General features: G+C 54.1%; 19 protein-coding genes and 3 tRNA genes. 16 read left to right on the top strand and 6 right to left on the bottom strand.

The genetic code is table 11. The features are described from left to right. Positions 1-3 precede the first annotated feature (3 nt). The 8 genes from F7231_RS04945 (at position 4) to F7231_RS04910 (ending at position 10,995) form a co-directional block, all read left to right on the top strand. Positions 4-1,641, top strand: coding sequence for a RagB/SusD family nutrient uptake outer membrane protein (locus tag F7231_RS04945; RefSeq protein WP_166691100.1), 1,638 nt, complete (start codon positions 4-6; stop codon positions 1,639-1,641). Between the two features lie 12 nt (positions 1,642-1,653). Further along, positions 1,654-2,772 carry a SusE domain-containing protein gene (locus F7231_RS04940; protein WP_166691099.1) on the top strand — a complete coding sequence of 373 codons (1,119 nt, stop codon included), beginning with the start codon at positions 1,654-1,656 and terminating at the stop codon, positions 2,770-2,772. A gap of 93 nt (positions 2,773-2,865) precedes the next feature. After that, complete coding sequence (locus tag F7231_RS04935; protein WP_166691098.1) at positions 2,866-4,077, top strand: glycoside hydrolase family 76 protein; 1,212 nt, start codon at positions 2,866-2,868, stop codon at positions 4,075-4,077. Between the two features lie 34 nt (positions 4,078-4,111). Then, complete coding sequence (locus tag F7231_RS04930; protein ID WP_166691097.1) at positions 4,112-6,472, top strand: GH92 family glycosyl hydrolase; 2,361 nt, start codon at positions 4,112-4,114, stop codon at positions 6,470-6,472. Between the two features lie 38 nt (positions 6,473-6,510). Then, entirely contained in the window at positions 6,511-7,731 is a 1,221-nt protein-coding gene (locus F7231_RS04925) for a glycoside hydrolase family 76 protein (protein ID WP_229369571.1), read from the top strand. Positions 7,732-7,737: 6 nt separating this feature from the next. Continuing rightward, entirely contained in the window at positions 7,738-8,688 is a 951-nt protein-coding gene (locus F7231_RS04920; RefSeq protein WP_166691096.1) for an ROK family protein, read from the top strand. Further along, positions 8,685-10,472: a class I mannose-6-phosphate isomerase gene (locus F7231_RS04915; protein WP_166691095.1), complete on the top strand. Its 1,788-nt coding sequence runs from the start codon at positions 8,685-8,687 to the stop codon at positions 10,470-10,472. The genes F7231_RS04920 and F7231_RS04915 overlap by 4 nt, the downstream gene beginning before the upstream one ends. Before the next feature lie 271 nt (positions 10,473-10,743). Further along, a complete protein-coding gene (locus F7231_RS04910; RefSeq protein ID WP_085414427.1) occupies positions 10,744-10,995 on the top strand; it encodes a hypothetical protein in 252 nt (83 codons plus the stop codon). Here the strand turns inward: F7231_RS04910 and F7231_RS04905 are convergent. The 3 genes from F7231_RS04905 to nspC form a co-directional block, all read right to left on the bottom strand. Then, positions 10,967-12,157: a tyrosine-type recombinase/integrase gene (locus F7231_RS04905; protein WP_166691094.1), complete on the bottom strand. Its 1,191-nt coding sequence runs from the start codon at positions 12,155-12,157 to the stop codon at positions 10,967-10,969. The genes F7231_RS04910 and F7231_RS04905 overlap by 29 nt on opposite strands. A gap of 106 nt (positions 12,158-12,263) precedes the next feature. After that, positions 12,264-13,787 (bottom strand): L-piperidine-6-carboxylate dehydrogenase, encoded by a 1,524-nt coding sequence (gene amaB / locus F7231_RS04900; RefSeq protein ID WP_166691093.1) that lies wholly within the window; start codon positions 13,785-13,787, stop codon positions 12,264-12,266. 122 nt (positions 13,788-13,909) lie between these two features. Further along, complete coding sequence (nspC, locus tag F7231_RS04895) at positions 13,910-15,115, bottom strand: carboxynorspermidine decarboxylase (RefSeq protein ID WP_166691092.1); 1,206 nt, start codon at positions 15,113-15,115, stop codon at positions 13,910-13,912. Positions 15,116-15,234: 119 nt separating this feature from the next. Here nspC and ispG point away from each other — a divergent pair, with 119 nt between their 5' ends. The 5 genes from ispG (at position 15,235) to F7231_RS04870 (ending at position 20,534) form a co-directional block, all read left to right on the top strand. Continuing rightward, a complete protein-coding gene (gene ispG / locus F7231_RS04890) occupies positions 15,235-17,241 on the top strand; it encodes a (E)-4-hydroxy-3-methylbut-2-enyl-diphosphate synthase (RefSeq protein WP_166691091.1) in 2,007 nt (668 codons plus the stop codon). A 127-nt stretch (positions 17,242-17,368) separates the two neighbouring features. Next, the gene (locus tag F7231_RS04885; protein WP_085414432.1) at positions 17,369-17,557 is read left to right on the top strand and encodes a DUF6728 family protein; all 189 of its coding nucleotides are present in this window, start codon (positions 17,369-17,371) and stop codon (positions 17,555-17,557) included. Then, positions 17,554-17,913, top strand: a complete 360-nt coding sequence (locus F7231_RS04880; RefSeq protein ID WP_085414433.1) for an MmcQ/YjbR family DNA-binding protein — start codon at positions 17,554-17,556, stop codon at positions 17,911-17,913. The genes F7231_RS04885 and F7231_RS04880 overlap by 4 nt, the downstream gene beginning before the upstream one ends. Positions 17,914-17,987: 74 nt before the next feature. Further along, positions 17,988-18,548 (top strand): tetratricopeptide repeat protein, encoded by a 561-nt coding sequence (locus F7231_RS04875; RefSeq protein ID WP_085414434.1) that lies wholly within the window; start codon positions 17,988-17,990, stop codon positions 18,546-18,548. Positions 18,549-18,815: 267 nt separating this feature from the next. After that, a complete protein-coding gene (locus tag F7231_RS04870; protein ID WP_166691090.1) occupies positions 18,816-20,534 on the top strand; it encodes a sensor histidine kinase in 1,719 nt (572 codons plus the stop codon). A gap of 136 nt (positions 20,535-20,670) precedes the next feature. Here F7231_RS04870 and F7231_RS04865 read toward each other — a convergent pair. From F7231_RS04865 to F7231_RS04855, 3 genes are all read right to left on the bottom strand, one after another. Then, positions 20,671-20,744 (bottom strand) — tRNA-Arg (locus tag F7231_RS04865). Positions 20,745-21,110: 366 nt separating this feature from the next. Next, a tRNA-Pro gene (locus F7231_RS04860) sits at positions 21,111-21,184 on the bottom strand. A 71-nt stretch (positions 21,185-21,255) separates the two neighbouring features. Continuing rightward, a tRNA-Ser gene (locus tag F7231_RS04855) sits at positions 21,256-21,345 on the bottom strand. Between the two features lie 216 nt (positions 21,346-21,561). Here F7231_RS04855 and F7231_RS04850 point away from each other — a divergent pair. The 3 genes from F7231_RS04850 to F7231_RS04840 are packed head-to-tail and all read left to right on the top strand — an operon-like array spanning position 21,562 to position 24,485. Then, positions 21,562-22,515 (top strand): vWA domain-containing protein, encoded by a 954-nt coding sequence (locus F7231_RS04850; RefSeq protein ID WP_166691089.1) that lies wholly within the window; start codon positions 21,562-21,564, stop codon positions 22,513-22,515. A gap of 45 nt (positions 22,516-22,560) precedes the next feature. Next, the gene (locus F7231_RS04845; protein ID WP_085414436.1) at positions 22,561-23,268 is read left to right on the top strand and encodes a hypothetical protein; all 708 of its coding nucleotides are present in this window, start codon (positions 22,561-22,563) and stop codon (positions 23,266-23,268) included. Between the two features lie 38 nt (positions 23,269-23,306). Further along, positions 23,307-24,485, top strand: coding sequence for an acetyl-CoA C-acyltransferase (locus tag F7231_RS04840; protein WP_085414437.1), 1,179 nt, complete (start codon positions 23,307-23,309; stop codon positions 24,483-24,485). Positions 24,486-24,491: the final 6 nt, after the last annotated feature.

Genomic DNA, 24,491 nt, shown 5'->3' with positions numbered 1-24,491 from the left:
CTCATGAGTTTTCTCAAAAAGATAAGTAGCCTTTGCGTGATGGTACTCATCGTCACCGGGTGCGGCCCCTTAGACATTGCGCCTGTCAATCGCTTTACCGAACTCAACTTCTGGACAACGAGCGAGAACGTCAATAATGCCCTGAATAACATCTACAGCGGCATGTATACCAGCACGTTATACTTTTATAACGAAGCCTTGTCCGACAACGCTTACACCGCTCAGGGGTCGGCCGCGGGAAGTCCGGAGGCGATTGCCAGTGGTAGTTTTACGCCGACGTTGCCGAAATTCCAGAACGACTGGGCGTTTTATTACCAGGGGATTAAGTCTTGCAACATCTTTCTGGCAAACGTCGATCAGAACAAGACGCTCTCGGCTGCTGACCTGTCGAGGATGAAAGGCGAGGTGCGGTTCGTACGGGCCTGGCACCATTTTAACCTGATGAAGTGGTACGGAGACGTACCCCTGCTCGACCGCGACCTCTCGCCCGACGAAGCAAAGGTGATTCCCCGTTCGCCCCGGGCTACGGTGCTTAAATTTATCACCGACGAACTGACGGCGGCAGCAGACTTGCTGCCTTCCAAAGATGCGTATGCCCCCGCCGATAACGGCCGGATCACGAAAGGCGCGGCCATTGCCCTGAACGCCCGGGTGCTGCTTTACGAAGGTAACCGGATGGCCGAGGTTGTCACCCTGTGCGAAAAGCTGATCAATGATCCGGCCACCAACGGTCAGTACGGTTTAGCAGCCAACTATAGCGATCTGTTCAGCAGCCCCACGGTCAATAAAACCAGCAACGAATCGATACTGGCGTTGCAATACGTACCTGGCCTACGTACCTGGTCTGAGTTTTTTGATTTCGCCCCCCGGTCGGCCGGAGCTAGAACGAATAGCATGGCCCCCACGCAGGAGCTGGTCAATGACTACGTGACACTCAACGGCAAAGCCATTACCGAAGCAGGTTCGGGCTATTCGGAAAGTAGCCCGTACGCCAATCGCGATCCCCGGCTAACGGCGACCGTCGTGTATGACCGGTACGTTTGGCGAAACGCAGATGGGACCACTCAGATCATTTACATAAAACCCGGCTCGGACCCCGTCAGGCCCGCCTTAAATGAGTATACGCTGAACGGACAGGGATCACCCACGGGCTACTACTGGCGTAAATATTACGACCCAAACAGCCTGGCCAATTTTGCGTCGGGCCTGAACCTGCACCTGATCCGGTACGCCGATGTCCTGCTGATGTACGCGGAAGCCAAGCAGAGCCTGGGGCAATTGAATGCCAGTGTGTGGGATAAAACAATTCGGCCACTTCGGCAACGGGCGGGCTTCACGGCAACGGAGGCACTGAGCTTCCCGACCACCGGCGATCTGACGCAGATTGTTCGTCGGGAGCGCCGGGCTGAGTTGGCAATGGAAGGACTACGAATTGATGATATCCGACGGTGGAAGATTGCCGAGACGGTACTTAATGGGTACGCTCACGGCGCCAAATTCGGCGATCCGTCAGTTGATAATGGCTACATCCGCGCGCAGCGACGTCAGTTTGATCCGGCCAAAAACTACCTGTGGCCGTTGCCAGCCTCAGAGCTGAACCTCAACAAGTCGTTAACCCAAAACCCTGGTTACCAACCCTAATCATCACATCTAATGAGACATGCATTGACCACAGGTGGTATGGCGTTACTCGCTGTGCTATCGATCATTTCCTGCAAGCAGACGGTCCGGGAGCTGAACCCGGCTGTAACGCCGGTGAGCACGCTGACGGCTCCCGAAAACAATGCCAGCGTCAAGCTGGAACCATCAACCCCTGCCAGTGTGCAGTTTAAATGGGCACCGGTTCAGGCAGCAGAAGGTGTATTATATGAGGTTGCTTTCGATAAGACCGATGGCGATTTCAGCAAGCCTTTTTACAAGACGGTATCTGACGGGTTGGGGGTCCAGCCGCAGTTAACGCTCAGCCACAACGACCTGAAGAAAATTGCGGCCTTGGGCGGCATAGGAGCCTCTGCTACAGGTAGTGTCAAATGGACGGTCTTGGCGTCGGTTGCGCTTAACCGTCAGACAGGTACGTCCAACCGCGTGCTGACCATGACCAGACCCGCTGGCTTTGTTGACCTACCCGATAGCTTGTATCTGACAGGGACGGCCACCGAAGGGGGAGACGACTTGAGTAAAGCAGTCAGGCTCAAAAAGGTGGAAGACGGCGTTTATGAGGGTTACACCTCGTTAAAGGCAGGTAGCTATTATCTGACAAATAGGCTGTCGGGCGCAGGCAAGAGTTACTACGTCGCTAAGGACACTATCCGGGAAGGTACCTCACGCACCACCTTGACTGGGCCGACTAAAACGTATCGGTTGCGGTACGACTTTAACATAGCCTCCACCCAGGCCACCGAAATACAGTCGGTTGGACTCTTCATGTCGGCCTACAACAAAGAAATTGGTACGCTGGCCTATGCGGGTAACGGCACGTGGTCAGCCGCCAGTATCCCCGTCGAGTTCTATCAGTTCTCCTGGGGCAGGGATGAGCGGTACAAATTCGCGATCCACACCGCCACGGGCATAGAGTATATGGGTAGCTCGAACGTGAATAACAATAGTCCGGCCGGGGCGCCTGCGTCTTATTTCTACCTCTTGCCGGTGTCGAACGCCCAGTGGGACAACACCTACAAGTTTGACCCGTCGGCCGATTTGCAGAAGGTCAAAGTAGACCTGTTTTTGCGGGCCAATGCGCCGTATAGCCATCAGGTGACCGTGCAGAAATAGGCCCTGGCCTTAACTCAGAACACTGTTGATTCGCTTCCAACATCCCTGTGCCCGTTGCCGTGATGCAGCTGGCACAGGTTTAAGACTTTCGTTATGAACCGCTCTCTTTTCAACGGGCTTTTACTCGTCGTGGCTGTCACGCTCTTTTCATCCTGCGAAGACAAGCAGCCATCCCCCGTAGGCGGGCCCGACACAACAAGGCCCAACGTACCCAGCCCGACCGTGTCGCGGTATCTGACGGCGGCCCGGAAAACGCATGATTACGTGCTCGCCAATTTGCTGACACCCTACAAGAGCTACCGGGTCAATGCCACCACCGATCTCAATTCGGCTTTTGAGTGGTACAACGTGAGTCAGATCTACGCCGATGCTGCCATGGTAAAGCGGGGTGACACGACTTACGCGACCTACATGAACGATAGTTTCAACTGGATGAGTCACTTCTGGGACGACGCCAGCCCCAACGGCGGCTACTTTGCCTTCGTGCGCATCGATGGCACCGGAAAAGGCTCGGACCCGCTGAAATACATCGATGATAATTCCCTGTCTGGCGTAATCTACCTCGACGCTTACGACGTCAGCACCGGGGCGATGAAAACGGCGTACCTGGATAAAGCAAAGGCATGCGCCAACTGGCTGATCAAAAGTGGCACCTGGGACAACACCTTCGACGGTGGTTTCTGGTGGAACACGGCAAAAACGGTGAAGCCAACGCAGTCAAACGGCCTGGCCATGCAGCTATTTGCACGCTTGTACATGATCACCGGCGAGTCAATTTACCGCGACTGGGCATCGGCCGTTGACAAGTGGTTGTCGAGTAAATTATACGAGAGCAGCACCGGCCTGTTTGTCTGGCAGATTGACCAGTCGGGGAAACGGTTCACTGAAAAATTCACCTACGACAACGCCATTATGGTCGAAGCCTTTCTGCTTTACGGGGAAGCCACGAAAGACCCGTCGTACCAGGTGAAGGCGCAGGCGCTGGGCAATGCCATGAACCGCACCCTGTGGGATAAGGCGCACAACGTCTATATCTTCAATACCAGCGACCGCCGAATCAGTCCTGCCTGGTGCGGATGGGGATCGCAGGCTATGATCAGGCTGTACGAATCGGACAAGAACGCGTCGTGGCTGAGCTACGCTCAGGGGAACATCGACGCCATCAATACGGTCCTGAGAGATGCCAATTCGGGCGGTTATTACCAATTTGCTGGTCTGGATGGTGCCGGGCGATACGCAAACATAGAAGGCGTCGATGTGGCCTGGATGCAACGCCTGCAAGCGATGCTGTCAACATACAGATAACTCATTAAACAGCCTCCATTCAATCTATTCTGGAATGAAACAACTGAAAAGCATCACCCTTTTTCCCTCTCTGATCCTCATTGCCCTGCTGACCTCCTGTGCGGTAAAAGGGCAAAACGTGCTCCGGTACGTTGATCCTAACATCGGCACGGCCCACAGCCGGTGGTTCTTCTATACGCCCGCTGCCGTGCCCCACGGCATGGCCAAACTAGCCCCGTCTACGAACGGACATTACGGCAACAATCAGGGCTGGGAAGCAGTAGGATACGATACCCGGCACAACTCCATTGAAGGCTTTGTCCACTTTCACGAATGGCAGGTTGGTGGCGTAAGCTTCATGCCAACCACCGGTGAGTTGAAAGTAAAACCCGGTGATCTTGAGAACCCTGATAGCGGTTACCGGTCCAGATTCGACCGCAAGAATCAGGTGGCCGCACCTGGCTACTACAAAGTCTTGCTAGACGACTATCAGATCACCGCTGAACTCACCGCGACCAGCCATGTCGGTTTCCACCGATATACATTCCCCAAAAACGACCAGTCGAGGGTGCTATTAGACATCGGCAATGTACAGGGTGAAAGCGGGGAAGTACGAAAGTCAAGTATCAAAATGACCGACGAAACCCACTTTGAGGGCTTTGTTACGACGTACCCAAAATACGTAAAGACCTACGATGCAAATGGTCAAGTGTCGATGTACATCTGGGGTGAAGTGAGCAAAAAACCACGGTCGGTTGGCGCTTTCTCAGACACTGGTGTTCGGCAAAACAGCCGCGAAGCTACCGGAAAGGGAGCTGGACTTTTCCTGGAATACGCCACCAATGCCAACGAGGCCATCGAGTTGAAAGTAGGCTTATCGTATACATCTATTACCAACGCGAAGGCGAATTTTGAGGCCGAAGCAACGGGATTGACCTTTGAAACAGCGAGAAAACGGGCGAAGCAAACGTGGCAAACCGAACTGGGAAAGTTAGCTGTGGAGGGCAACGAAACCAATAAGGTTAAATTCTACACGGGCCTGTTCCATGCTCTCCTGGGCCGTGGAATCGCCAACGACGTGAACGGCTCTTATCCTCGGCACGATGGAGGTATTGGTCAGCTCCCCCGCGATAAAAACGGAAAATTCAGCTATAATTTTTACAACACAGACGCCATCTGGGGCGGCTACTGGAACCTGACCCAGTTATGGGCACTGTCGTATCCGGAGCGATATACTGATTTTGTGCAGACCCAGCTGGCGGTCTATAAGGAACGCGGCTGGTTTGGTGATGGCATTGCCAACAGCAACTTCGTCTCGGGCGTGGGCACCAATTTCGTCGGGCTAGCCATTGCCGGGGCGTATCAGGCGGGCATTCGGGATTACGATACCAATCTGGCGTATCAGGCCATTCGGGCCAACGAACTCAGCGGGCATAATCGCCCCGTAGGTTCGGGTAAGCTGGATGTGGAGGCCTTTGTAAAGCGTGGGTACGTTCCCTACCTCGACGCGGATAAAACCGATTCGACGGGTTCGCACTTTGCAGCCTCCCATACGCTGGAGTACAGTTTCAGCGCGTTTGCAGCTGCCCAACTGGCCAAAGCAATGGGTAAGCAGCCCGACTACCAGCAATTCCTGAAGGCCTCCAACGGCTGGAAGCTCTTGTACGAACCGGGTCAAAAGCTGGTTCGGCCCAAAAAAGCGGATGGCACATTCATCAGTAAGTTCGATCCGTACGAACCCTGGCGGGGTTTCCAGGAAGGAAATGCCGTGCAGTACACCTTTTTCGTGCCACAGAATCCCAAGGCGCTGATCGAGGCCATCGGCGAAACCACCTTCAACAACCGACTCGACAGCATCTTCACAGCGGCGCAGAAAAATGGCTTTGGGGGCGGTAAAGAGATCGATGCCTTTGCCGGCATCAAGTCGATCTATAATCACGGCAATCAGCCCAATCTGCACATCAGTTGGCTCTTTAACTTCTCGAAAAAACCGTGGCTCACCCAAAAATGGACGCGGGCGATCTGCGATGAATTTTACGGCACCGAACCCATTCACGGCTACGGGTATGGGCAGGACGAAGATCAGGGTCAGCTGGGTTCGTGGTATGTAATGGCTGCCCTTGGCTTGTTCGACGTGAAAGGATTCACGGATCTACGACCAATCGTTGAGCTGGGAAGCCCTGTCTTCGAAAAGGCCACCATCCGGCTGGGCGACGGCAAACAGCTTCGGATTGAAGCCAAAAACAACTCCGCCCAGAACGTGTATGTGCAGTCGGCGACCTTCAACGGTAAAGCCCTGTCAAATTGCTGGCTCTACCGCGATGAACTGATGAAAGGCGGTAAACTCACCTTCGTGATGGGTAGCCAGCCTAATACGAACTGGGGGATTCAAACGCCCCCGCCTTCGGCCCAGTAAGGGGCGCGTTACAGACAACCATACTCAACAAAATAGGAATGAAGTTGATTTTGAGTCAAAAATGGGCCAGGTACGTTGTCGGGCTAACGGTAATCAGCGGGTTTTTCATTTGTCAGACGGCGGAAGGGCAATCGCCTAAACCCTCAGCTGTTTACCTGAGCCGGGCGCGGGAAAGCTACCAGAATGTATGGAACCGGTACAGGGTACCTGCCTACACCTTGTTCTCCGAAAACTACCCGTCGAATCAGGTCGATTCATTGACCTACATGCAGGGTGGTGGCGTTAAGGAAAAGGCGGTTAGTTTTCTCTGGCCCTTTTCCGGCCTGTTTTCCGCGACCAATGTGCTACTGAAAACGCCATCGGAACGGAAACATCAATTACTTTATCTGGACAGTCTGGTGGCTGGTATGGAGAAATACCGCGACACCAGCCGTTCGCCCATCGGCTACCAGGCCTATCCGGTTCAGTTCGAAAAATCAGACCGGTATTATGATGACAACGGGCTGGTGGGCATCGACTACATGGAAGCGTACCTGAACACCCGGAACCCACTGTACCTGACGAGGGCGAAGGCTGTTTTTGCGTTCATTCTGAGTGGATGGGACGATGAGCTGGGCGGTGGTGTCACGTGGCTGGAGGGCCATCGGGATCAAAAACCAGCCTGCTCCAACGGCATGGCTACCCTCACGGCGCTGAAGCTGTATCAGGGCACAAAAGACCCATATTACCTGAAATGGGGCCAGAAATTTTACAACTGGATGCACACCAATCTGCTCGATTCGACCGGTGTGTATGCTAATGACCGCAAGGCAACGGGTGTGGTAAACCGGGTTTTTTATACGTACAACTCGGGCTCCATGCTCGAAGCAGCCGTGCTGCTCTATCAGTTTACCGGCGACAAACAGTACCTCCACCAGGCCGAAAAGCTGGCCAGGGATACGTTCGTTCACTTCGACAAGCGCCCGCATCCGTCACCAATGGCCATTCAGATCGATTTGCCCTGGTTTGTTACGGTGCTGTTCAGGGGTTATGATGCGCTCTACCGGGTCAATGGCGACTATCGGTACGTAACCGGGATTAAAAACTCGCTCGATTACGCCTGGCAACACTCCCGCGACAAGTATGGACTGGTCACGCATAGCTGGATGCCCGATCCCAAGGAACTGGCTAAACCAAAATGGTTGCTGGATCAGGCGTGCATCGCCGAGTTATACGCACGCTTAAGCCTGCTGGAAAAAGAACGGGAAACAAAACGATAAGCGCACATGGCAGAAAAAGCAGTTATTGCCATCGACCTGGGAGGGACCCGTATCAAACTGGGGCTAGTTAGCGCAGGGACCGTCTTACTGACCCACCAAATGGATTCGCAGTCAGGTCAAGGGTTACGATCCCGGTTACCCCAAATTGAAACAGCCATAAAGAACCTGTTGGCCCAGGCCCGCCTGACTATTGATGATTTGATTGGCGTCGGCATTGCCATACCGGGTATTGTTGATCCGATCCACAAACGGGTGCTGACGATCAATAGCAAGTACAGTGACGCGCCCGAGCTAGACCTACTTGCCTGGGCGCACGAAACCTGGGGCTTACCGCTCTATCTGGAAAATGATACCCGGGCAGCGCTACTAGGCGAATGGCAATATGGCAGCGGACGAGGCTACGATAACGTCGTGTTGATGACGCTCGGCACCGGCATCGGCACGTCGGCTGTTATTGAAGGTCGACTGTTGCGCGGCAAGCATTTTCAGGCGGGCATTCTGGGTGGGCACGTGGTCATCAATACCCATGGTAACCAATGCAACTGCGGCACCGTTGGCTGCGCTGAGGCCGAAGCGTCGACCTGGAGCCTGAACCAGCGGGCCACGGCGCATGCAACGTACCCACAAAGCTCGCTTTGCCAGTACGATACCGTCGACTATGAAGCTGTTTTCCGCTGTGCCCGGCAGGGAGACGCCCTGGCAACTTCCCTACGGAATGAAAGCATTGATGTTTGGGCCGCCTGCGCGTACAACCTGGTGCAGGTATACGATCCTGACGTACTTATTCTGGGCGGAGGGGTAATGGCCAGCCGCGATGTTATTATTCCCCCGATTCAGCAGCGCCTGAATCAAAACGCCTGGGCCACTTGGGGCAAGGTGGCCGTTGTGCCAGGCATATTATCCGACTCCGCAGCACTGCTGGGCGTCGCCACTTTAGCATACAACCTTGATATATGAACGTGTTAACACCATCAATCTTCGACAAATTCCCCAGCATTGCTGTAGAAGGGGAAACCTGCACTACGGGTTGGGAACCGATAGTCTCAGTCCTGCGAGATAGCATTCGACCTACCGATCGAGCCAAAACGATCGTGGCCATAGACACGTACCTGGGCGTGTATACTAACGAGATGATCGCTGGCTTAAGCACACTGGCAGACAAGCTGACGATCGTTGAAACGAGCCAGGTCCTGCGTAGCCAGTCCGAAATAGATGCCCTCGTCAACGACTTCGTGACAGACGATCCGGTGTTTGGGTACGTTTGCCCGTTTGAGCTGTCGGCCTTTTTTGACGATACCAAACTGGCTTCCTGCCAAAAAAGGATTCAAGGCGTTGCAGACGGCGTTGTGCTGATTGTAGGTGTCGGGGCCGCGCTGTTCGTCGATCAACCCGATCTGCTGTTATACGCGGATATGCCTCGGTGGGAAATTCAGCTTCGATTCCGCAAGAACAGGGTAGGTAATCTGGGTGCTAACAATGCCGACGCGGTATTTGCATACCAGTATAAACGGGCGTTCTACGTGGACTGGAAGGTGCTGGACCGTCACAAAATGCAAAATATGGATCGCTGGGATTACGTGATTGACACGACCCTCGAAAAAACGCCCAAGCTGATCAGCGGCTCGGCCCTCCGAAACGCCATGGCACTCACCGCTCAGCGGCCCTTTCGGGTGGTTCCATTCTTTGATCCAGGCCCCTGGGGTGGTCAGTGGCTGAAAGAAGTATGCGATCTGGACCGGTCGGCTGTTAACTATGCCTGGGGGTTCGACTGCGTCCCCGAGGAGAACAGCCTGCTTTACAATTTCGACGGCGAAACGTTCGAGATCCCCTCGATCGATGTAGTCTTCAGCCACCCGGTCGAATTGCTTGGCGAAGCCGTTTTTAATGCGTTTGGCGCCGAGTTTCCTATCCGCTTCGACTTCTTGGATACCGTCGAAGGTGGCAATCTTAGCCTACAGGTTCATCCCCTGCACGAGTACATGCGTGAGAAATTTGGCATGGGATATACCCAGAACGAAAGCTATTATTTTCTGGAAGCCAAAGAGGATGCCTGCGTGTACCTGGGGTTAAAAGAAAACATCAGTTCTACCGACATGATCGGTGATCTGGAAAAGGCGCAGCATGGCGATGTTGATTTCGATGCTGAGAAGTACGTTAAAAAATGGCCCATTAAAAAGCATGATCACGCCCTGATTCCGGCCGGTACCGTTCACTGCTCGGGCGCCAACAGCGTTGTGCTGGAGATCAGTGCAACCCCCTTCAACTTCACCTTCAAACTCTGGGATTGGGGCCGGACAGGCTTGGACGGACAACCCCGGCCAATCTCCCTCGAACACGGGAAAAACAACATTCAGTGGGACCGGACAACCCAATGGACAAAAGATAACCTGCTCAATCAGATTGAGGAGATCGGGCGTGGTGACGGCTGGCGGGAAGAGCGTACAGGGCTTGATGAAGACTCATTCATTGAGACCCGTCGTCACTGGTTTTCAACGACGGTTTCTCATCATACGCAGGGCGTCGTTAACGTAATCAACCTGATTGAAGGCGACGAAGCCGTTGTAGAAAGTCCGTCGGATGCGTTTGTCCCCTTCGTCGTTCATTACGCCGAAACATTCATCGTGCCGGCCTCGGTGGGTGCCTACACCATCAGGCCCTTTGGCTTGAGCGAGGGCCAGGAAATAGGTACGTTAAAGGCATTTATCAGAACAGACAGACTGCACGATTATACGTTGAAGTAGCCCATGTCCGGGTGAGTACCCTGAACCAGACTGATACGAGTAGCTTCAGTCTGGTTCAGAGCACCACCAGGTTAGGTTGATAAGTTAAACGCCCCAGGAGCCAGTTCGTTCAGTCACGGTCTTCTTAATGGTGTACCACTATTGGTCTGAACGCTGACTACCTTATTTTTACTACTGTACAGCACTTAGCCGAAGGTGTGTACATCCAGCGATAAACTGGTTTTAGTAAGTAAAAGTCGATCTTCGCTTACCAAACAATTGTACGAAGAACATGACGAAGCATTTACCTAGCTACCAACAGGTTGAGCGGGTTTGGGATATCGACGGGTTTCCAAATTATTTCTTCGGGAACGACAAACGATTGTACCGATTCGACACCCGTGGGCGGCTGTGGCAGAATAAGCGGATTATCCTGCGCTACACGGCTGGGTACGTGCTTAAAAGCCGCTTTTATAGCCTGTCGCAGTTACGCCCAATGCTTAGGCCGCATCGGACTACAGCAGATCGTCGACCGGACTTTTGATGGCGCTGATCTTGTCGGCGGTGACGTGGGTGTAGCGCATGGTGGTCAGGATGCTTTCGTGACCAAGGAGTTGCTGGATGTACCGGATGTCGGTGCCCGATTCCAGCAGGTGCGTGGCGAAGCTGTGGCGCAGGGTATGAATCCCTCCTTTCTTCCTGATGCCGGCGAACCGAACCGTTTCACTGTACACATGCTGGATCGTCCGTTTGGCTAGCGGCTCGTTCATCAAAGCATTTTCGAACAGGTACGTTCGGGGCGTATACAACCGGATATACTCGTTGAGATGGGTTAGCAGTTTAGGCGATAACATCACGATACGGTCTTTTTTGCCCTTTCCCGATTTTACGTGAATCAAACTCCGCTGACGATCGATGGCTATCAGGCGCAGATGGGCTACTTCGGCGAGTCGAAGGCCCGTGGCATACACGACACGGAACAGGGTACGGTACTTCAGGCTGGTAGTAGCGTCGAAAATGGCTTTTACTTCGGCTACGCTGTAAACAGATGGCAACGGACTGGCTAGCCGGGGGTACTCAATGTCGTAATACGTCTTGTCGCGCAGCAGCATTTTTTCCTGATAGAACTTCCAGGCGTTGATGTGTACGTTGATGGATGAACTACTGAGGCAGCGTTTGTCGCGCAGGAACAGCAGGTACGTATGGAAGTCGGCTCTGGTGAGCGCATCGAGCGGCTTTTGGCCAATGAACTGAACAAGCGAAATAAGGGCCTGCTTATAGTTCTTGATCGTCTTGGGGCTATAGTTCCGGACACGCATCAGGTCAGACAGGGCCACAACCACGGGGTGGGCATCGTATATGCCAGCGACCGGAGCATACCGAAAAGGCTTAGGTGGTCGCTCCAGTTCGCAATGTAGCACCTGCTTGGGGGGCCAGGGCGGACAGGTTGCCTGGTCAACGTCGGTGTGGGTGGCGGCTGGTTTGTAGAGCCGGACAATGGCTTCGTCGAACCGGCAGTATTCTTTGCCAAACAACCGGCCAAGCAGCACCACCGACTCCCGCGTGTTGGGCACGAGCCAGCACCGGCGTGTATAGCTCCACCGTCGGCCGGGTACGTTGCGAATCTGGTTGTTGGCCAGGGTGTCTTCCGGAAACAGGACTGCCAGCAAGGCTGGGTCTTTCTGGTCAATACGAATGGTGAGCATGTGTGTAAGACGCCGAGCAGCGCTATTGGATACACACGTAAATGGAGTCAGGCCAGAAGAGTAGCTAAACAAAAGACGGTCTGCCTATTCCTCTGGCCCTTTCCCCTTACAGCTCAAACGTAATACCCTGCGCGAGTGGCATGGTTGTGCCGTAGTTGATGGTGTTGGTCTGGCGCCGCATGTAGGCTTTCCAGGCGTCGGAGCCCGATTCGCGACCGCCGCCGGTTTCTTTTTCGCCGCCAAATGCCCCGCCAATCTCGGCACCCGATGTGCCGATGTTGACGTTGGCGATGCCACAATCTGACCCGGCCACTGACAGAAATTGCTCGGCTTCGCGCAGGTTCAGGCTGAAAATAGCCGACGATAAGCCTTGCGGTACGCCGTTTTGCAGGGCGATCGCTTCGTCGAGAGTAGTATACGGGATAACGTACAAAATGGGGGCAAACGTCTCACGCTGCACTACCGGCCAGTTATTATCGGCCTCGGCCACGCAGGGTTTCACGTAACAGCCCGACTCGTAACCAGGCCCTTCCAGTACGCCCGGCTCCACAATGAAGGTGCCACCCGCAGCCCGGATGTCGGCAATAGCCTTTTGGTAACTGGTGACAGCGTCTTTATCGATCAGGGGCCCCACATGCATGTTGGCGTCGAGTGGGTCGCCGATGCGAAGCTGGGCGTAGGCACGGGCCAGCCGGGTACGTACTTCGGACAGCATACTCTGGTGCACAATGAGGCGACGGGTTGTGGTGCACCGTTGACCGGCCGTACCCACGGCGCCAAATACGATGGCCGGGATGGCGTGGTCGAGGTCGGCATGGGGCGAGACAATGATGGCGTTGTTGCCGCCCAGTTCCAGCAAGCTGCGGCCCAGTCGTTCGGCTACGGCTACGCCAACGGCCTTGCCCATGCGGGTACTACCCGTAGCCGACACGAGGGCCACGCGGGGGTCGTGGGCCAGCCATTCACCCGCATCGCGGCCACCCGAGATCAGGCACGACACGCCCTCAGGTACGTCGTTGTTCCGCAAGACGTCCTGAATAATCTGCTGGCAGGCAAGGGCCGTCAGCGGTGTTTTCTCCGACGGTTTCCAAATACACACGTCGCCGCATACCCAGGCGAGCATAGCGTTCCATGACCAGACGGCAACGGGGAAGTTAAAGGCCGAAATGATGCCGACGATGCCCAGCGGGTGGTACTGCTCATACATGCGGTGAGCGGGCCGTTCGGAGTGCATGGTAAGGCCATAAAGCTGCCGCGACTGGCCCACGGCGAAATCGCAGATGTCGATGATCTCCTGCACTTCGCCAAGCCCCTCCTGCAACGATTTACCCATTTCGAAACTTACCAGCTTGCCCAGATCGCTTTTATAAAGCCGAAACTGGTCGCCCATCTGCCGAACAATGTCGCCCCGCCGGGGAGCGGGCACGAGCCGCCATTCGGCAAAGGCAGACTGAGCGGTTTCCACAACCCGGTCGTAGTCGGCGCGGGTGCTGGCGTACACACGGGCAATCAGGCTACCATCGGTGGGCGAATACGAATCAATGGTTTTGTCGCCGTGATGCCAAAATTGCTGCCCGGTGCTGGTGCCGGGCTTGTTTTTGTGTTGCGGAACGGGAAGGATGTTTTCCATAGTGATGAAGATAAGAACGAGTTTAACGTTTTTGGTTTGCGGGTTGCGGGTTGTCGTTGCGCTGCTATCCGCAATTTGTTGGATAAGCAGCCCAACGATAACCCGCAAACCAAAAACCCCTGCTACGATAATCGATCTTTAAAGCTCTCGTACCCATACTCCCGGATGAGCTGGAAACTGCCGTCTTCTTTGGCAATACCAATGGCGGGAAGGTTAACGCCGTTGAAGGTGCTGGTTTTAACCATGGTGTAGTGAATCATGTCTTCGAAAATGATCCGGTCGCCCACTTTCAGGGGCTCATCGAAGCTATAATCGCCCATGAAGTCACCGGCCAGACAGGTCATGCCGCCGAGGCGGTAGGTTGGTTTATCGGCCACGGGCTCCTGATACGCGTCGCGGATGCGCGGCTTGTAGGGCATTTCCAGGGTGTCGGGCATGTGGGCAGCAAACGAAGTGTCGAGTACCGCTACGGCGATGCCCTGACTGTCGAACACATCGAGAACGGTGCTGACGAGTACGCCTGTTTGCCAGCCAATGGCAGAACCGGGCTCCATGATTACCTCCACGTCGTATTTTTCACGGAACGCTTTGAGCAGGCCAATCAGGTGCTGGGTGTCGTAGCCTTCGCGGGTCATCAGGTGCCCACCTCCCATGTTCACCCAGTTCACCTGCCGAAGCAGATCACCGAATTTTTCTTCCAGCGCTGCCAGGGTGCGTTCCAGCGTAAACGAGTCATTCTCGCACAGAGTGTGGAAGTGCAATCCCTCTAGTTCAACGGGTAGCTGGTCGGGTAGTTTGTCGCGCGTGACGCCCAGCCGTGACCCCGGCACACAGGGATTGTACATGTCGGTGGCTACTTCCGAGTACTGCGGGTTGACGCGGATGCCGAAGGAAGGAGAAGAACGATGAGCTTCGCTGGCCAGTGCATTTTGCTCAGGCAAAACGGCCTCTCCTCCCTCCTTTTCCGCCACTTTTTCCTTAAATCGCTCCCACTGTGTCCAGGAATTGAAGGTGACGTGGCTGCTTCGGCTGAGGATTTCGTCGAACTCATCGTCGCGGTAGGCAGGTACGTAGGCGTGGGCCGGTACGCCCATGTATTCGTTGACAAGTTTAATTTCGTTGAGACTACTGGCCGTAGCACCGCTCAGGTATTCACGAACGAGGGGAAAGGCACTGAACATGGAAAAACCTTTCAAAGCGAGAATAATCGTCACCCCTGCTTCGCGCTGTACGGCGTCGATCAGTTGAAGATTTTGCCGGAGTTTGGCTTCATCGAGTACAAAGCAGGGCGAAGGCGCCTGCGCTAGTCTTGCTGTTTCTGGATACATAGCGCAAAGATAACAAGCGGTTTCACCTCACCGCAGCGGCGGACCGTCCCCAGCTGCGGTGAGGTGAACAGCCATGCAGTAGTTTGTGTTACCTTTGCGGCGCTCTATAAGCCATTCGTATGCTCGATTTTCTCACCCGTGCCCTCACCGGCGATGCCCCTGAAACACCACGCCTTTATGCGCCCTCACTAACCGAATACAGTCGGCGCGAGACCGTTACTGTCAACATTGGCAACGTACCCATGGGGTCGGCTTATCCGATCCGGGTGCAGTCGATGACGACCATCGATACGATGGACACGATTGGTTCGGTTGAGCAGTCGATCAGGATGATTGAGGCAGGCTGCGAATACATCCGGATTACGGCCCCCAGCGTAAAAGAGGCTCAGAACCTGGAAAATATCCGCAAAGAGCTGCGGGCGCGTGGCTACACAACGCCGCTGGTAGCCGACATTCACTTCACCCCCAACGCGGCCGAACTGGCGGCCCGGGTGGTTGAAAAAGTGCGGATCAATCCCGGTAACTACGCCGACCGCAAGCGATTCGAACATATCGAGTATACCAACGATTCGTATGCGGCGGAACTGGAACGGATTCGGGAAAAATTTTTGCCGCTGGTGCGCATCTGTAAAGAATACGGCACCGCCATGCGAATTGGTACCAACCACGGCTCGCTCTCTGATCGGATTTTGAGTCGATATGGCGATACACCCGTCGGCATGGTAGAGTCGGCGCTTGAGTTTCTGCGAATCTGCGAGGACGAGCATTATTACAACATCGTGCTGTCGATGAAGTCGAGCAACCCGCAGGTGATGGTGCAGGCGTACCGGCTGCTGGTGCAGCGGCTCGACGAAGAGGGGCTGAAACCGTATCCACTGCACCTCGGCGTGACCGAAGCAGGCGAGGCTGAAGACGGTCGAATCAAGTCGGCGCTGGGTATTGGTACGTTGCTGGAAGATGGCCTGGGCGACACCGTACGAGTATCGCTCACCGAAGACCCTGAACTGGAAGCCCCCGTGGCGAAAGCGCTGATTGACCGGTATACAACCCGCGCACAAACGGCCAGCCCGATTCCCGCCCTGACGGAACTCCCCTATAACCCATTCCAGTACAGCCGTCGGCAAACGCACGACGTAGCCAATTTTGGCGGGACTAACGTACCCAGGGTTATCGCCGATTACAGCCAGACGCCCGTTCAGACCACTAATGAGCTAAAGGCCATCGGCCATTTTTACCTGCCCGAACCCGACAAATGGGCCATGAACGACCTGGGAGCCGACTACCTCTACACGGGTAACGTACCGGCCGGGTTCATGCTGCCAAACGGGCTGAAGGAAATACAGAACTATGCGGTATGGAACGCCCAGACCGACCAGTTGAACAACCACCCCATGCTGACGGCCTCGGAGTATCTGACAGCGCGGGCGCGGCCACAGGGACTCCATATCCGGCTTAACTTCGTGCAGTTTACCCTGGCCGATCTGACCGACGAACTAACAGACGCGCTCCGTAGCGACCGCAACATTGTGGGTGTGGCCCGTACAGATAACACGCACGCCATGCCCGAATTACGGCGGCTGTTTGTCGACCTTGTGAACCGTGAACTGACCTTGCCCATGGTGGTTATGCGCGGGTACACCAACGTACCCACCGTTGACCTGCCGCTCTACGCAGCCACCGACCTTGGCGGGTTGCTGGTCGACGGCTTTGGCGATGGGGTGCTCTTGCAGGCAACTCATAGCGACGAACTGAAGCAGTTGAACGGGCTGGCCTTTGGCATTTTGCAGGCTGCCCGAACGCGCATCACCAAAACCGAGTACATCTCCTGCCCGTCTTGCGGCCGCACGCTGTTCGATTTGCAGGAAACTACCGCCCATATCCGCCAACGGACCGACCACCTGAAAGGCGTGAAAATCGGCATTATGGGTTGTATCGTGAATGGCCCCGGCGAGATGGCCGATGCCGATTACGGCTACGTGGGTATCGGGCGCGACAAGATTGCTTTATATCGGGGTCAGCAGGTAATGAAAAAATCGGTACCGGCAGCCAATGCTGTCGACGAGCTTATTGAACTGATCCGGGAGGATGGCCGCTGGCTGGAGCCGTCACAAGCGGCTGCATTTTAACCCTAACCGTGGAAAATACAGGCGAACAGGCAAACCTTTTCGCCCATTATTTGGCTTTATAAGTGGAAGGGTACGGCCTATTGGCAGTTACCCTTTCCTCAAATTTCAAACGATAAACACACTTTCTGTGAGCCGTTTAGCTGATTATCTCAAAATTGGGCCTGTATTCAATTACTTCTTGCGGGTCTTCCGCAAGCCCGACCCCAATCATCCCAGCAATGTAAACCTGCGCATGATGCATGGGATCAACCGGATCTCGATCGTTATGTTCCTGTTTTGTATCCTGGTGATGCTCTACCGCGCTTTCTTACGATGACATTTGACGAACTACGCGATTATTGCCTGAGCAAACCTGCCACAACGGAGTCGTTACCATTCGACGAATTCACACTGGTATTTAAAGTAGCAGGCAAAATGTTTGCCCTGTCGGATATAGAGGCCAGGCCTATGCGCGTTAGTTTGAAATGCGACCCGGAACGGGCTGTTGAACTTCGTGAAGTACACGAGGCTATTCAGCCCGCATTTCACATGAATAAAACGCACTGGAATACGGTTACGTCCGATGGGTCACTGCGCGATAGCCTCATTCGCGAACTCATCGATCATTCGTATGAACGAGTGGTGGCAGGCCTACCGAAAGCCAGTCGCGAAGCCCTGTCTGGTGCTGCATAAACAGAGGCTGTTCAACGCCTGCTTGTTTGATCGTCAATTCGTAATTTAGCAAGCTGAATAAAGAGAGTAGCGGTATGGAAATTGCACTACTGGGTTTATTGTTCGTAGTTTATCTGGTAATGCGCTATTACCTGATTGACCACGAAACGGCCTCTGAAAAAGACGCCAAACGGTTTCAGGAAGGCATTCGGCTTGTCAAAGAGCGACACATTGAAACGGCATTTGATTATTTCAATGATGCCGTCCTGAAATACCCCAAATCGGCCGTGGCGTACGCATGGCGCGGCAAATGTCAGCTTCAACTGGCCAATCACTACTCCGCCATCTACGATCTTACCCAGGCTATCAGCATCGACAACACCCTGGCCGATTGCTACCTTGACCGGGGTATTGCGCTCTACAGCGTCGAACAGTATACCGAAGCTTTCCGGGAATTCGATAAGGCCGTTTGGCATATCCGCGATGAGCGCCCCGACGCGTACCGATGGCGGGCCGTGGCCCGCATCCAGCTGCGGCAGATCAGCCAGGCCGAAAATGACCTCCGCCGGGCCGTACTGCTTGGCGACGAAGACGCTTTTCAATTGCTACGGCAACCTCCTTTTACGCGGCCACAACCCGTAAACAGCAAGCGCTGAGCCGCAGACTCCCCGTATAGCTTGTTGCCCCCCCGCAGGTGGTAAATCACGTGCTGCGCGCTATCTCAGGCACTTTCAGTCGGTAAATTCACTCAGTTAATTGGTCACGTTTAATCAAGTTCGTCGACGGCCGGCAAGATGCCAGTAGTTTTCGGGGTGGGTTCGCCTGAATCGTGCAAACTAACTTAGCTTTGGGGTACTATTATACCTACCAGCTAGGGCATATAGCACCTATCCCTCTTCGACTGCCCAACGTACCTGGCCCCCATGAATGTTAAAACCCTGTCTCCTTTTCTGCTGGCTTTAGCACTGCTGGTATCGGTCATTAGTATTGATCGTCTGAGCTTTAGCCGAATGAAAGATTACATTGCCGCTGTCGATCACACGCGTGAGCTAATTACTCGGTTAGAGGGTTTGTCTAATCACCTGAAATCTGCTCAGATTTATAGTCCGGCCGCTGCCCGCGTTGCACCTCCTAATTATTACCGGCTCTACCGTGAGGAAATGTCGCAGGTGAATGCCGAGCTTATCCTGCTTCAATCTCTGGCTCAGGAAGACACCGTCCAGCGCAAACGAGTTGATCAGATTACGGCGTTGATTGACCGGCACTGGGAGGTACTTCTCGAAAACAACATTGTCGAAATCATAAAATCTGGCCAGGGGTGGCGACTAAACGACCTGTTTACAATTCATCGGTTGATCAACCAGGCCATCGCCTACGAAAACACCTTGTTGAAAGACCGTCAGTATGACCTCACCCAATCGACCGCCCAGACCAACCTGTTTTCCACTATTTTTTCGGTGTTGGCCCTGAGCATCCTGATCGCCACATTTCTGGCCAATCGATCGCTCAACAAACAACGGCGGCTATTGGAAGGATTTTTGGAGTCCATCATGAATACCACACGCAATGGTATCGTTAATCTGCAGCCGATCAAAGAAGACGGTCGTGTGATCGATTTTAAAATCGCTTACGCGAACACGGCTGTCAATGAACTCCTCCACCTCAGCTCAACGTCGCTGGTGGGTGAACGCCTATCCGCGCTACCTGGCCTATCGGAGTTAAGCAATTTAACAGATCGCCTGGTCAACATCATTCATTCTGGAAAGTCAGAGCCATTGGAATTTCGCTACGAAACGGCTGCCAATCCGGTGTGGCTGTACATAGTGCTCTCGCGACTTGAGAAAGGCTTAACGGTGACGTTTCAGGACATCACCCCCCTGAAAAAGTACCAGCATGAACTACAAACCAAGATTGACCAACTTGATCGCAGCAACAAAAACTTGCAGCAGTTTGCCTATATCGCCAGTCACGATCTGCAGGAGCCCCTTCGAAAGGTGCAGCAATTCGGTGACTTGTTACAGGTGCATCACGGCACTCAGCTCGGCGATGGTCTGCAATACCTGCAACGAATGCAGATGGCGGCCAGCCGAATGTCGTCGTTAATCAAAGATCTACTAAGCTTTTCGCGTATTTCAACGCTCCAGAACAACACACTCTCTGTTGACTTAACCAATATTGTCAACCAAGTGCTGATCGATCTGGAATTACCTATAGCGGAAACCGGCGCTCGGATCGACGTACCCTGCCTACCCACCATCATCGGCGATCCCTCTCAATTGGGGCAACTTTTTCAAAACCTGCTATCAAATGCACTTAAATTTCACAAACCAAGTGTATCACCCATTGTATGCATAACCAGCCAGCTTATTACGCCCAACAGCCTGCCTGCGTCGGCCAAACCAAGCCAGTTGGCAACAGCCTATCATCGCATCGACATCTCGGACAATGGAATAGGCTTTGATGAAAAGTACCTCGCCCGCATCTTTCAGATTTTCCAGCGGCTACACAGCAAGAATGAATTTGCGGGAACGGGAATTGGCCTGGCGATCTGCGAAAAAGTGGTACTGAACCACGGAGGCGTTATTACGGCCAGCAGCCAGCCAGGGCAAGGCGCCACGTTTACCATCTACCTGCCGGCGTAGCCGATATACCTGCCAGCCTGAGTCAACCCGGACGTGTTGCACATGATTGGTTCAGGTTTAAAGCTTATGAGCGAGTTTGCTGGCGAGGCAATAAAAAAGCCGTCCAGCATGTATAGCTAGACGGCTGATAATCAAGTGATCCCAATTGGATTCGAACCAATGACCGCCTTCTTAGAAGGAAGATGCTCTATCCAGCTGAGCTATGGGACCAGGATAAGTGAGGGTAGTTGATGTACAATCTTTCCGACGTCAGCGTCGATCAGTTCTAAAACCCGATGCCCAAAAGTACGCACAAAGGGCCAATTTTCCCGAAAAATCGGCCTTAATCTCCTTGTTCCGATATCTAATAAGCCCAATGGATGATACCTAAACAACTGAAACAATCAACTGTAAAATTACGGCAGACAGCTAAGTAGCAAACAGTCGCGAGCATTTTGTGACAACGTAACTCTACCTTTTCTACTTTGCAACTAGCCCGATACTGCCTGATAAGGAGCGACTAACAACAGGTAAATAAGCGTAAGGTGTACGTAAAAAGAAAAAGCCTGAAATCACTACGATTTCAGGCTTTACTAGTCGGGGTGGCAGGATTCGAACCTACGACCTCCTGCTCCCAAAGCAGGCGCGATACCGGGCTACGCTACACCCCGAGGTGTTTATTTGTTTGTCACCGGCGAAAACAGACAGACAAAGGTACTAAAAAAATTAATTAACTGTACTGTGGCGGAGAGAGCGGGATTCGAACCCGCGGTACCCTTGCGGGTACGGCAGTTTAGCAAACTGCTGGTTTCAGCCACTCACCCATCTCTCCACTCGGCTGATCATCCTGCCGTTTCCCGCCTGATGAGGATGCAAATATAGCAGGAGAAAATGCGTTTCCCAATCCCAGAGCAAGAATTTCTTCACAATCCAGCTAATTTCGCACAACCCGGATCAGCAATCAAACAAGCGCCTATTGTACAAATATCTGGAAGTGAGTCTACTGACGCTGCGGTTACCTGCCGACTAACGAGGTAAATTTTTTTTTATGAACTGGTTATTTTCATTCTCGCCAACGGAAGTAGGCGTTATAGGGCTATTTATCGTCCTATACGCGGTTTATTTCATACGGACCCTCCGGTTGGCCAGGCAGCTACGCACTACACCCTGGTCAGTAGTGCCCAAGTTTGTACTTCGTTCACTTGCGGTTGGCATGTTGCTGATAGCCCTGATGGGCCCGCTGTTTGGCGAAGCGACCCGGGCCATGTCGGCGCAGGGTCGGGATGTCTTTGTGCTGCTCGACGTATCGCGGTCCATGGATGCAACGGATGTAGCACCCACCCGCCTCGAACGCGCCAAGTTCATGCTGCAACAGCTTACCGACTCATTAGTGACCGATCGGTTTGGTCTTATTCTGGTGTCTGATCAATCGTACGTGCTCTCGCCGCTGACATCCGACCACCAGGCCTTGAATCAATTGGTGCAGGCCGTACGGAGTGATGCCGTGGGCGGTGGCACTAATCTATGCGAAGCCATCAACCTGGCCAAAGATAAAATGGTGGCCGATTCGAGCACGCAGCAACGTACCCGGGCCATTGTGTTGCTTAGTGATGGTGAAAATTTCGGCTCCTGCCCCCCAGCCACCTTAAGCAGATTGGTACAGTATGACATCGCTCTATTTGCCGCCGGCATTGGCACCGATGCCGGCAGTGTGCTGCGTAACGGTAAAGCCTTTTTGACCGACGAACAAGGTCAACTGGCCCATACTCGCCTTAACCGCGATTTTCTTCGGTCGTTGATAAAATCCACGTCGGGCCAGTACCATGATCTGACCGACCACCTAGCCAACGACCTGGCCACGGGTTTGCGGTCGCTGCCCGGCCGGACCATCAATCAGCGGCGCGTTACCGTGACAACCAACAAGTACTACTACTTTTTGGGGATTGCGCTCTTTCTTGTTATGCTGGACGTGCTCGTCACGGTGCGCACACTTCGCCTGTAAGAATCCCGTGGCTGACAGGTAAATTTCCGTACTTTTGACCTCACTATGCTTCTTCTGGTACGCCTGGCAAGTCTGCTGATTATCCTCGCCACCTGGTTCGATACCATGGTGGGCGAAACTAAACTGGGGTTGGTTTCCCGTCGGAATCAGGTGCGTAAACAGGCCGCTTTAGCGTATAAGATGGGTCGCTATCAGGAAGCCCTGACGCACTACCGCTACATTATACAAACCAGCCCGGCTCCCCTGCTTGGCGAACGGATCAACCTGGGGCATGTCTATTTCAAGTTAGGTCAGTACGCTTCGGCGAAGCGCCAGTATGAACTGGGCGGGGCTGAAGCAACACCCCAGTTGACAGCCATTGCCGCCACACAACTGAGTTTGTTGGCCTGCATCAGCAGAGATACGTCGGCCGCACTGGGGCACTTACGCACGGCCTTGTTGAATGACCCGGATAACAGCATTGCCCGCCAGAACTTTGAGCTCCTGAAGGTACGTTTTTCCGGTAAGCAGGCTCGAAAAAAAGCTGTTCAGACAACACCCCAGCCTACGCCGCAGCCAGAAGCGGTGCAGGGGCAACAGGTAGATAAAACAGAGCAACAGCAGGATCGGCTCAACCGACTCAGAAACACCACACTCTCTGACGAACAGGCCCGGCAGGTACTCGATGCCCTGCAAGCCGACGATTTGCCGTATGAACTGGCCCGTCGCCGTGCCGCCAAACCAACCACCGACAAACCGGCCGGCCGGTGGTAACCTTTTTTATTCATCAACACTCGACAAGTCAATCAATTATGCAGGATGTAGTTATTATTTCGGCAGTACGAACCCCAATCGGCAGTTTCGGCGGCGCTCTATCTACGCTGTCGGCTACCGAACTGGGCGCAGCCGCCATTAAAGGCGCGCTTGAACGGGCCGGCGTTTCGCCCGATCAGGTTCAGGAGGTATACATGGGTAATGTGGTCTCGGCCAACGTGGGGCAGGCCCCCGCCAAACAGGCCGCACTGAAGGCTGGTTTGCCCGCCAACATTCCCTGCACCACCATCAACAAGGTATGTGCATCGGGTACTAAATCAATCATGCTGGCGGCGCAGAGCATCCAGCTTGGCCTGGTCGATGTGGCCGTAGCCGGCGGCATGGAAAGCATGTCGAACGTACCCTATTACGTACCCAAGGCCCGGTTCGGCTATAAATATGGTAACGCTGAGCTGGTCGACGGCCTGGCGAAAGATGGTTTGATCGATGTATATGACCAGTGTGCTATGGGCGTTTTTGCCGATGCCACCGCCGAGAAATACCAGATCAGCCGCGAAGAACAGGATGCCTACGCCATTCAGTCCTACCAACGTGCCGAAGCCACAACCAATGCCGGCCACTTCGCTTCGGAGATTGTGCCCGTTGAGGTGCCCGGCCGTAAGGGACCGGTCACGGTCAGTGAAGACGAAGAATATAAAAACGTATTTTTCGACAAGATTCCGACTTTAAAACCGGCCTTCACTAAAACCGGCACGGTTACGGCAGCCAACGCCTCGACCATCAACGATGGCGCGTCGGCACTGGTGCTGATGAGTGCCACCAAAGCCGCCGAACTGGGGCTGAAACCCCTGGCCCGGATTGTGGCTTATGCCGATGCCGAACAGGAGCCGCAGTGGTTCACGACCGCGCCTACCAAAGCCGTACCACTAGCGCTGGAACGGGCCGGACTGACCATTGACCAGATCGATTTTTTTGAAATTAACGAAGCGTTTGCGGTGGTACCGCTGGCGTTCAGTCAGGTGCTGAACGTACCCCAGGAGAAGTTGAACGTGTTCGGCGGCGCTGTGTCGCTGGGACACCCGCTGGGATCGTCCGGCTCCCGCATCGTTTCCACCCTCACAAACGTACTGCACCAGCGCGGTGGCCGCTATGGAGCCGTTGGCATCTGTAATGGCGGCGGCGGTGCATCGGCCATTATCATTGAGCGGCTGACCTAGTCAGTT

Source organism: Fibrivirga algicola (genome assembly GCF_011742925.1).
GTDB lineage: Bacteria > Bacteroidota > Bacteroidia > Cytophagales > Spirosomataceae > Fibrella > Fibrella algicola.
This window is presented reverse-complemented; position numbering and strand designations above follow the sequence as displayed.

Bases quoted from the DNA above. Each gene is read 5' to 3' on its own strand.
- F7231_RS04945 (WP_166691100.1), top strand. From the start codon at position 4: ATGAGTTTTCTCAAAAAGATAAGTAGCCTTTGCGTGATGGTACTCATC.
- F7231_RS04940 (WP_166691099.1), top strand. From the start codon at position 1,654: ATGAGACATGCATTGACCACAGGTGGTATGGCGTTACTCGCTGTGCTA.
- F7231_RS04935 (WP_166691098.1), top strand. From the start codon at position 2,866: ATGAACCGCTCTCTTTTCAACGGGCTTTTACTCGTCGTGGCTGTCACG.
- F7231_RS04930 (WP_166691097.1), top strand. From the start codon at position 4,112: ATGAAACAACTGAAAAGCATCACCCTTTTTCCCTCTCTGATCCTCATT.
- F7231_RS04925 (WP_229369571.1), top strand. From the start codon at position 6,511: ATGAAGTTGATTTTGAGTCAAAAATGGGCCAGGTACGTTGTCGGGCTA.
- F7231_RS04920 (WP_166691096.1), top strand. From the start codon at position 7,738: ATGGCAGAAAAAGCAGTTATTGCCATCGACCTGGGAGGGACCCGTATC.
- F7231_RS04915 (WP_166691095.1), top strand. From the start codon at position 8,685: ATGAACGTGTTAACACCATCAATCTTCGACAAATTCCCCAGCATTGCT.
- F7231_RS04910 (WP_085414427.1), top strand. From the start codon at position 10,744: ATGACGAAGCATTTACCTAGCTACCAACAGGTTGAGCGGGTTTGGGAT.
- F7231_RS04905 (WP_166691094.1), bottom strand. From the start codon at position 12,157: ATGCTCACCATTCGTATTGACCAGAAAGACCCAGCCTTGCTGGCAGTC.
- amaB (WP_166691093.1), bottom strand. From the start codon at position 13,787: ATGGAAAACATCCTTCCCGTTCCGCAACACAAAAACAAGCCCGGCACC.
- nspC (WP_166691092.1), bottom strand. From the start codon at position 15,115: ATGTATCCAGAAACAGCAAGACTAGCGCAGGCGCCTTCGCCCTGCTTT.
- ispG (WP_166691091.1), top strand. From the start codon at position 15,235: ATGCTCGATTTTCTCACCCGTGCCCTCACCGGCGATGCCCCTGAAACA.
- F7231_RS04880 (WP_085414433.1), top strand. From the start codon at position 17,554: ATGACATTTGACGAACTACGCGATTATTGCCTGAGCAAACCTGCCACA.
- F7231_RS04875 (WP_085414434.1), top strand. From the start codon at position 17,988: ATGGAAATTGCACTACTGGGTTTATTGTTCGTAGTTTATCTGGTAATG.
- F7231_RS04870 (WP_166691090.1), top strand. From the start codon at position 18,816: ATGAATGTTAAAACCCTGTCTCCTTTTCTGCTGGCTTTAGCACTGCTG.
- F7231_RS04850 (WP_166691089.1), top strand. From the start codon at position 21,562: ATGAACTGGTTATTTTCATTCTCGCCAACGGAAGTAGGCGTTATAGGG.
- F7231_RS04845 (WP_085414436.1), top strand. From the start codon at position 22,561: ATGCTTCTTCTGGTACGCCTGGCAAGTCTGCTGATTATCCTCGCCACC.
- F7231_RS04840 (WP_085414437.1), top strand. From the start codon at position 23,307: ATGCAGGATGTAGTTATTATTTCGGCAGTACGAACCCCAATCGGCAGT.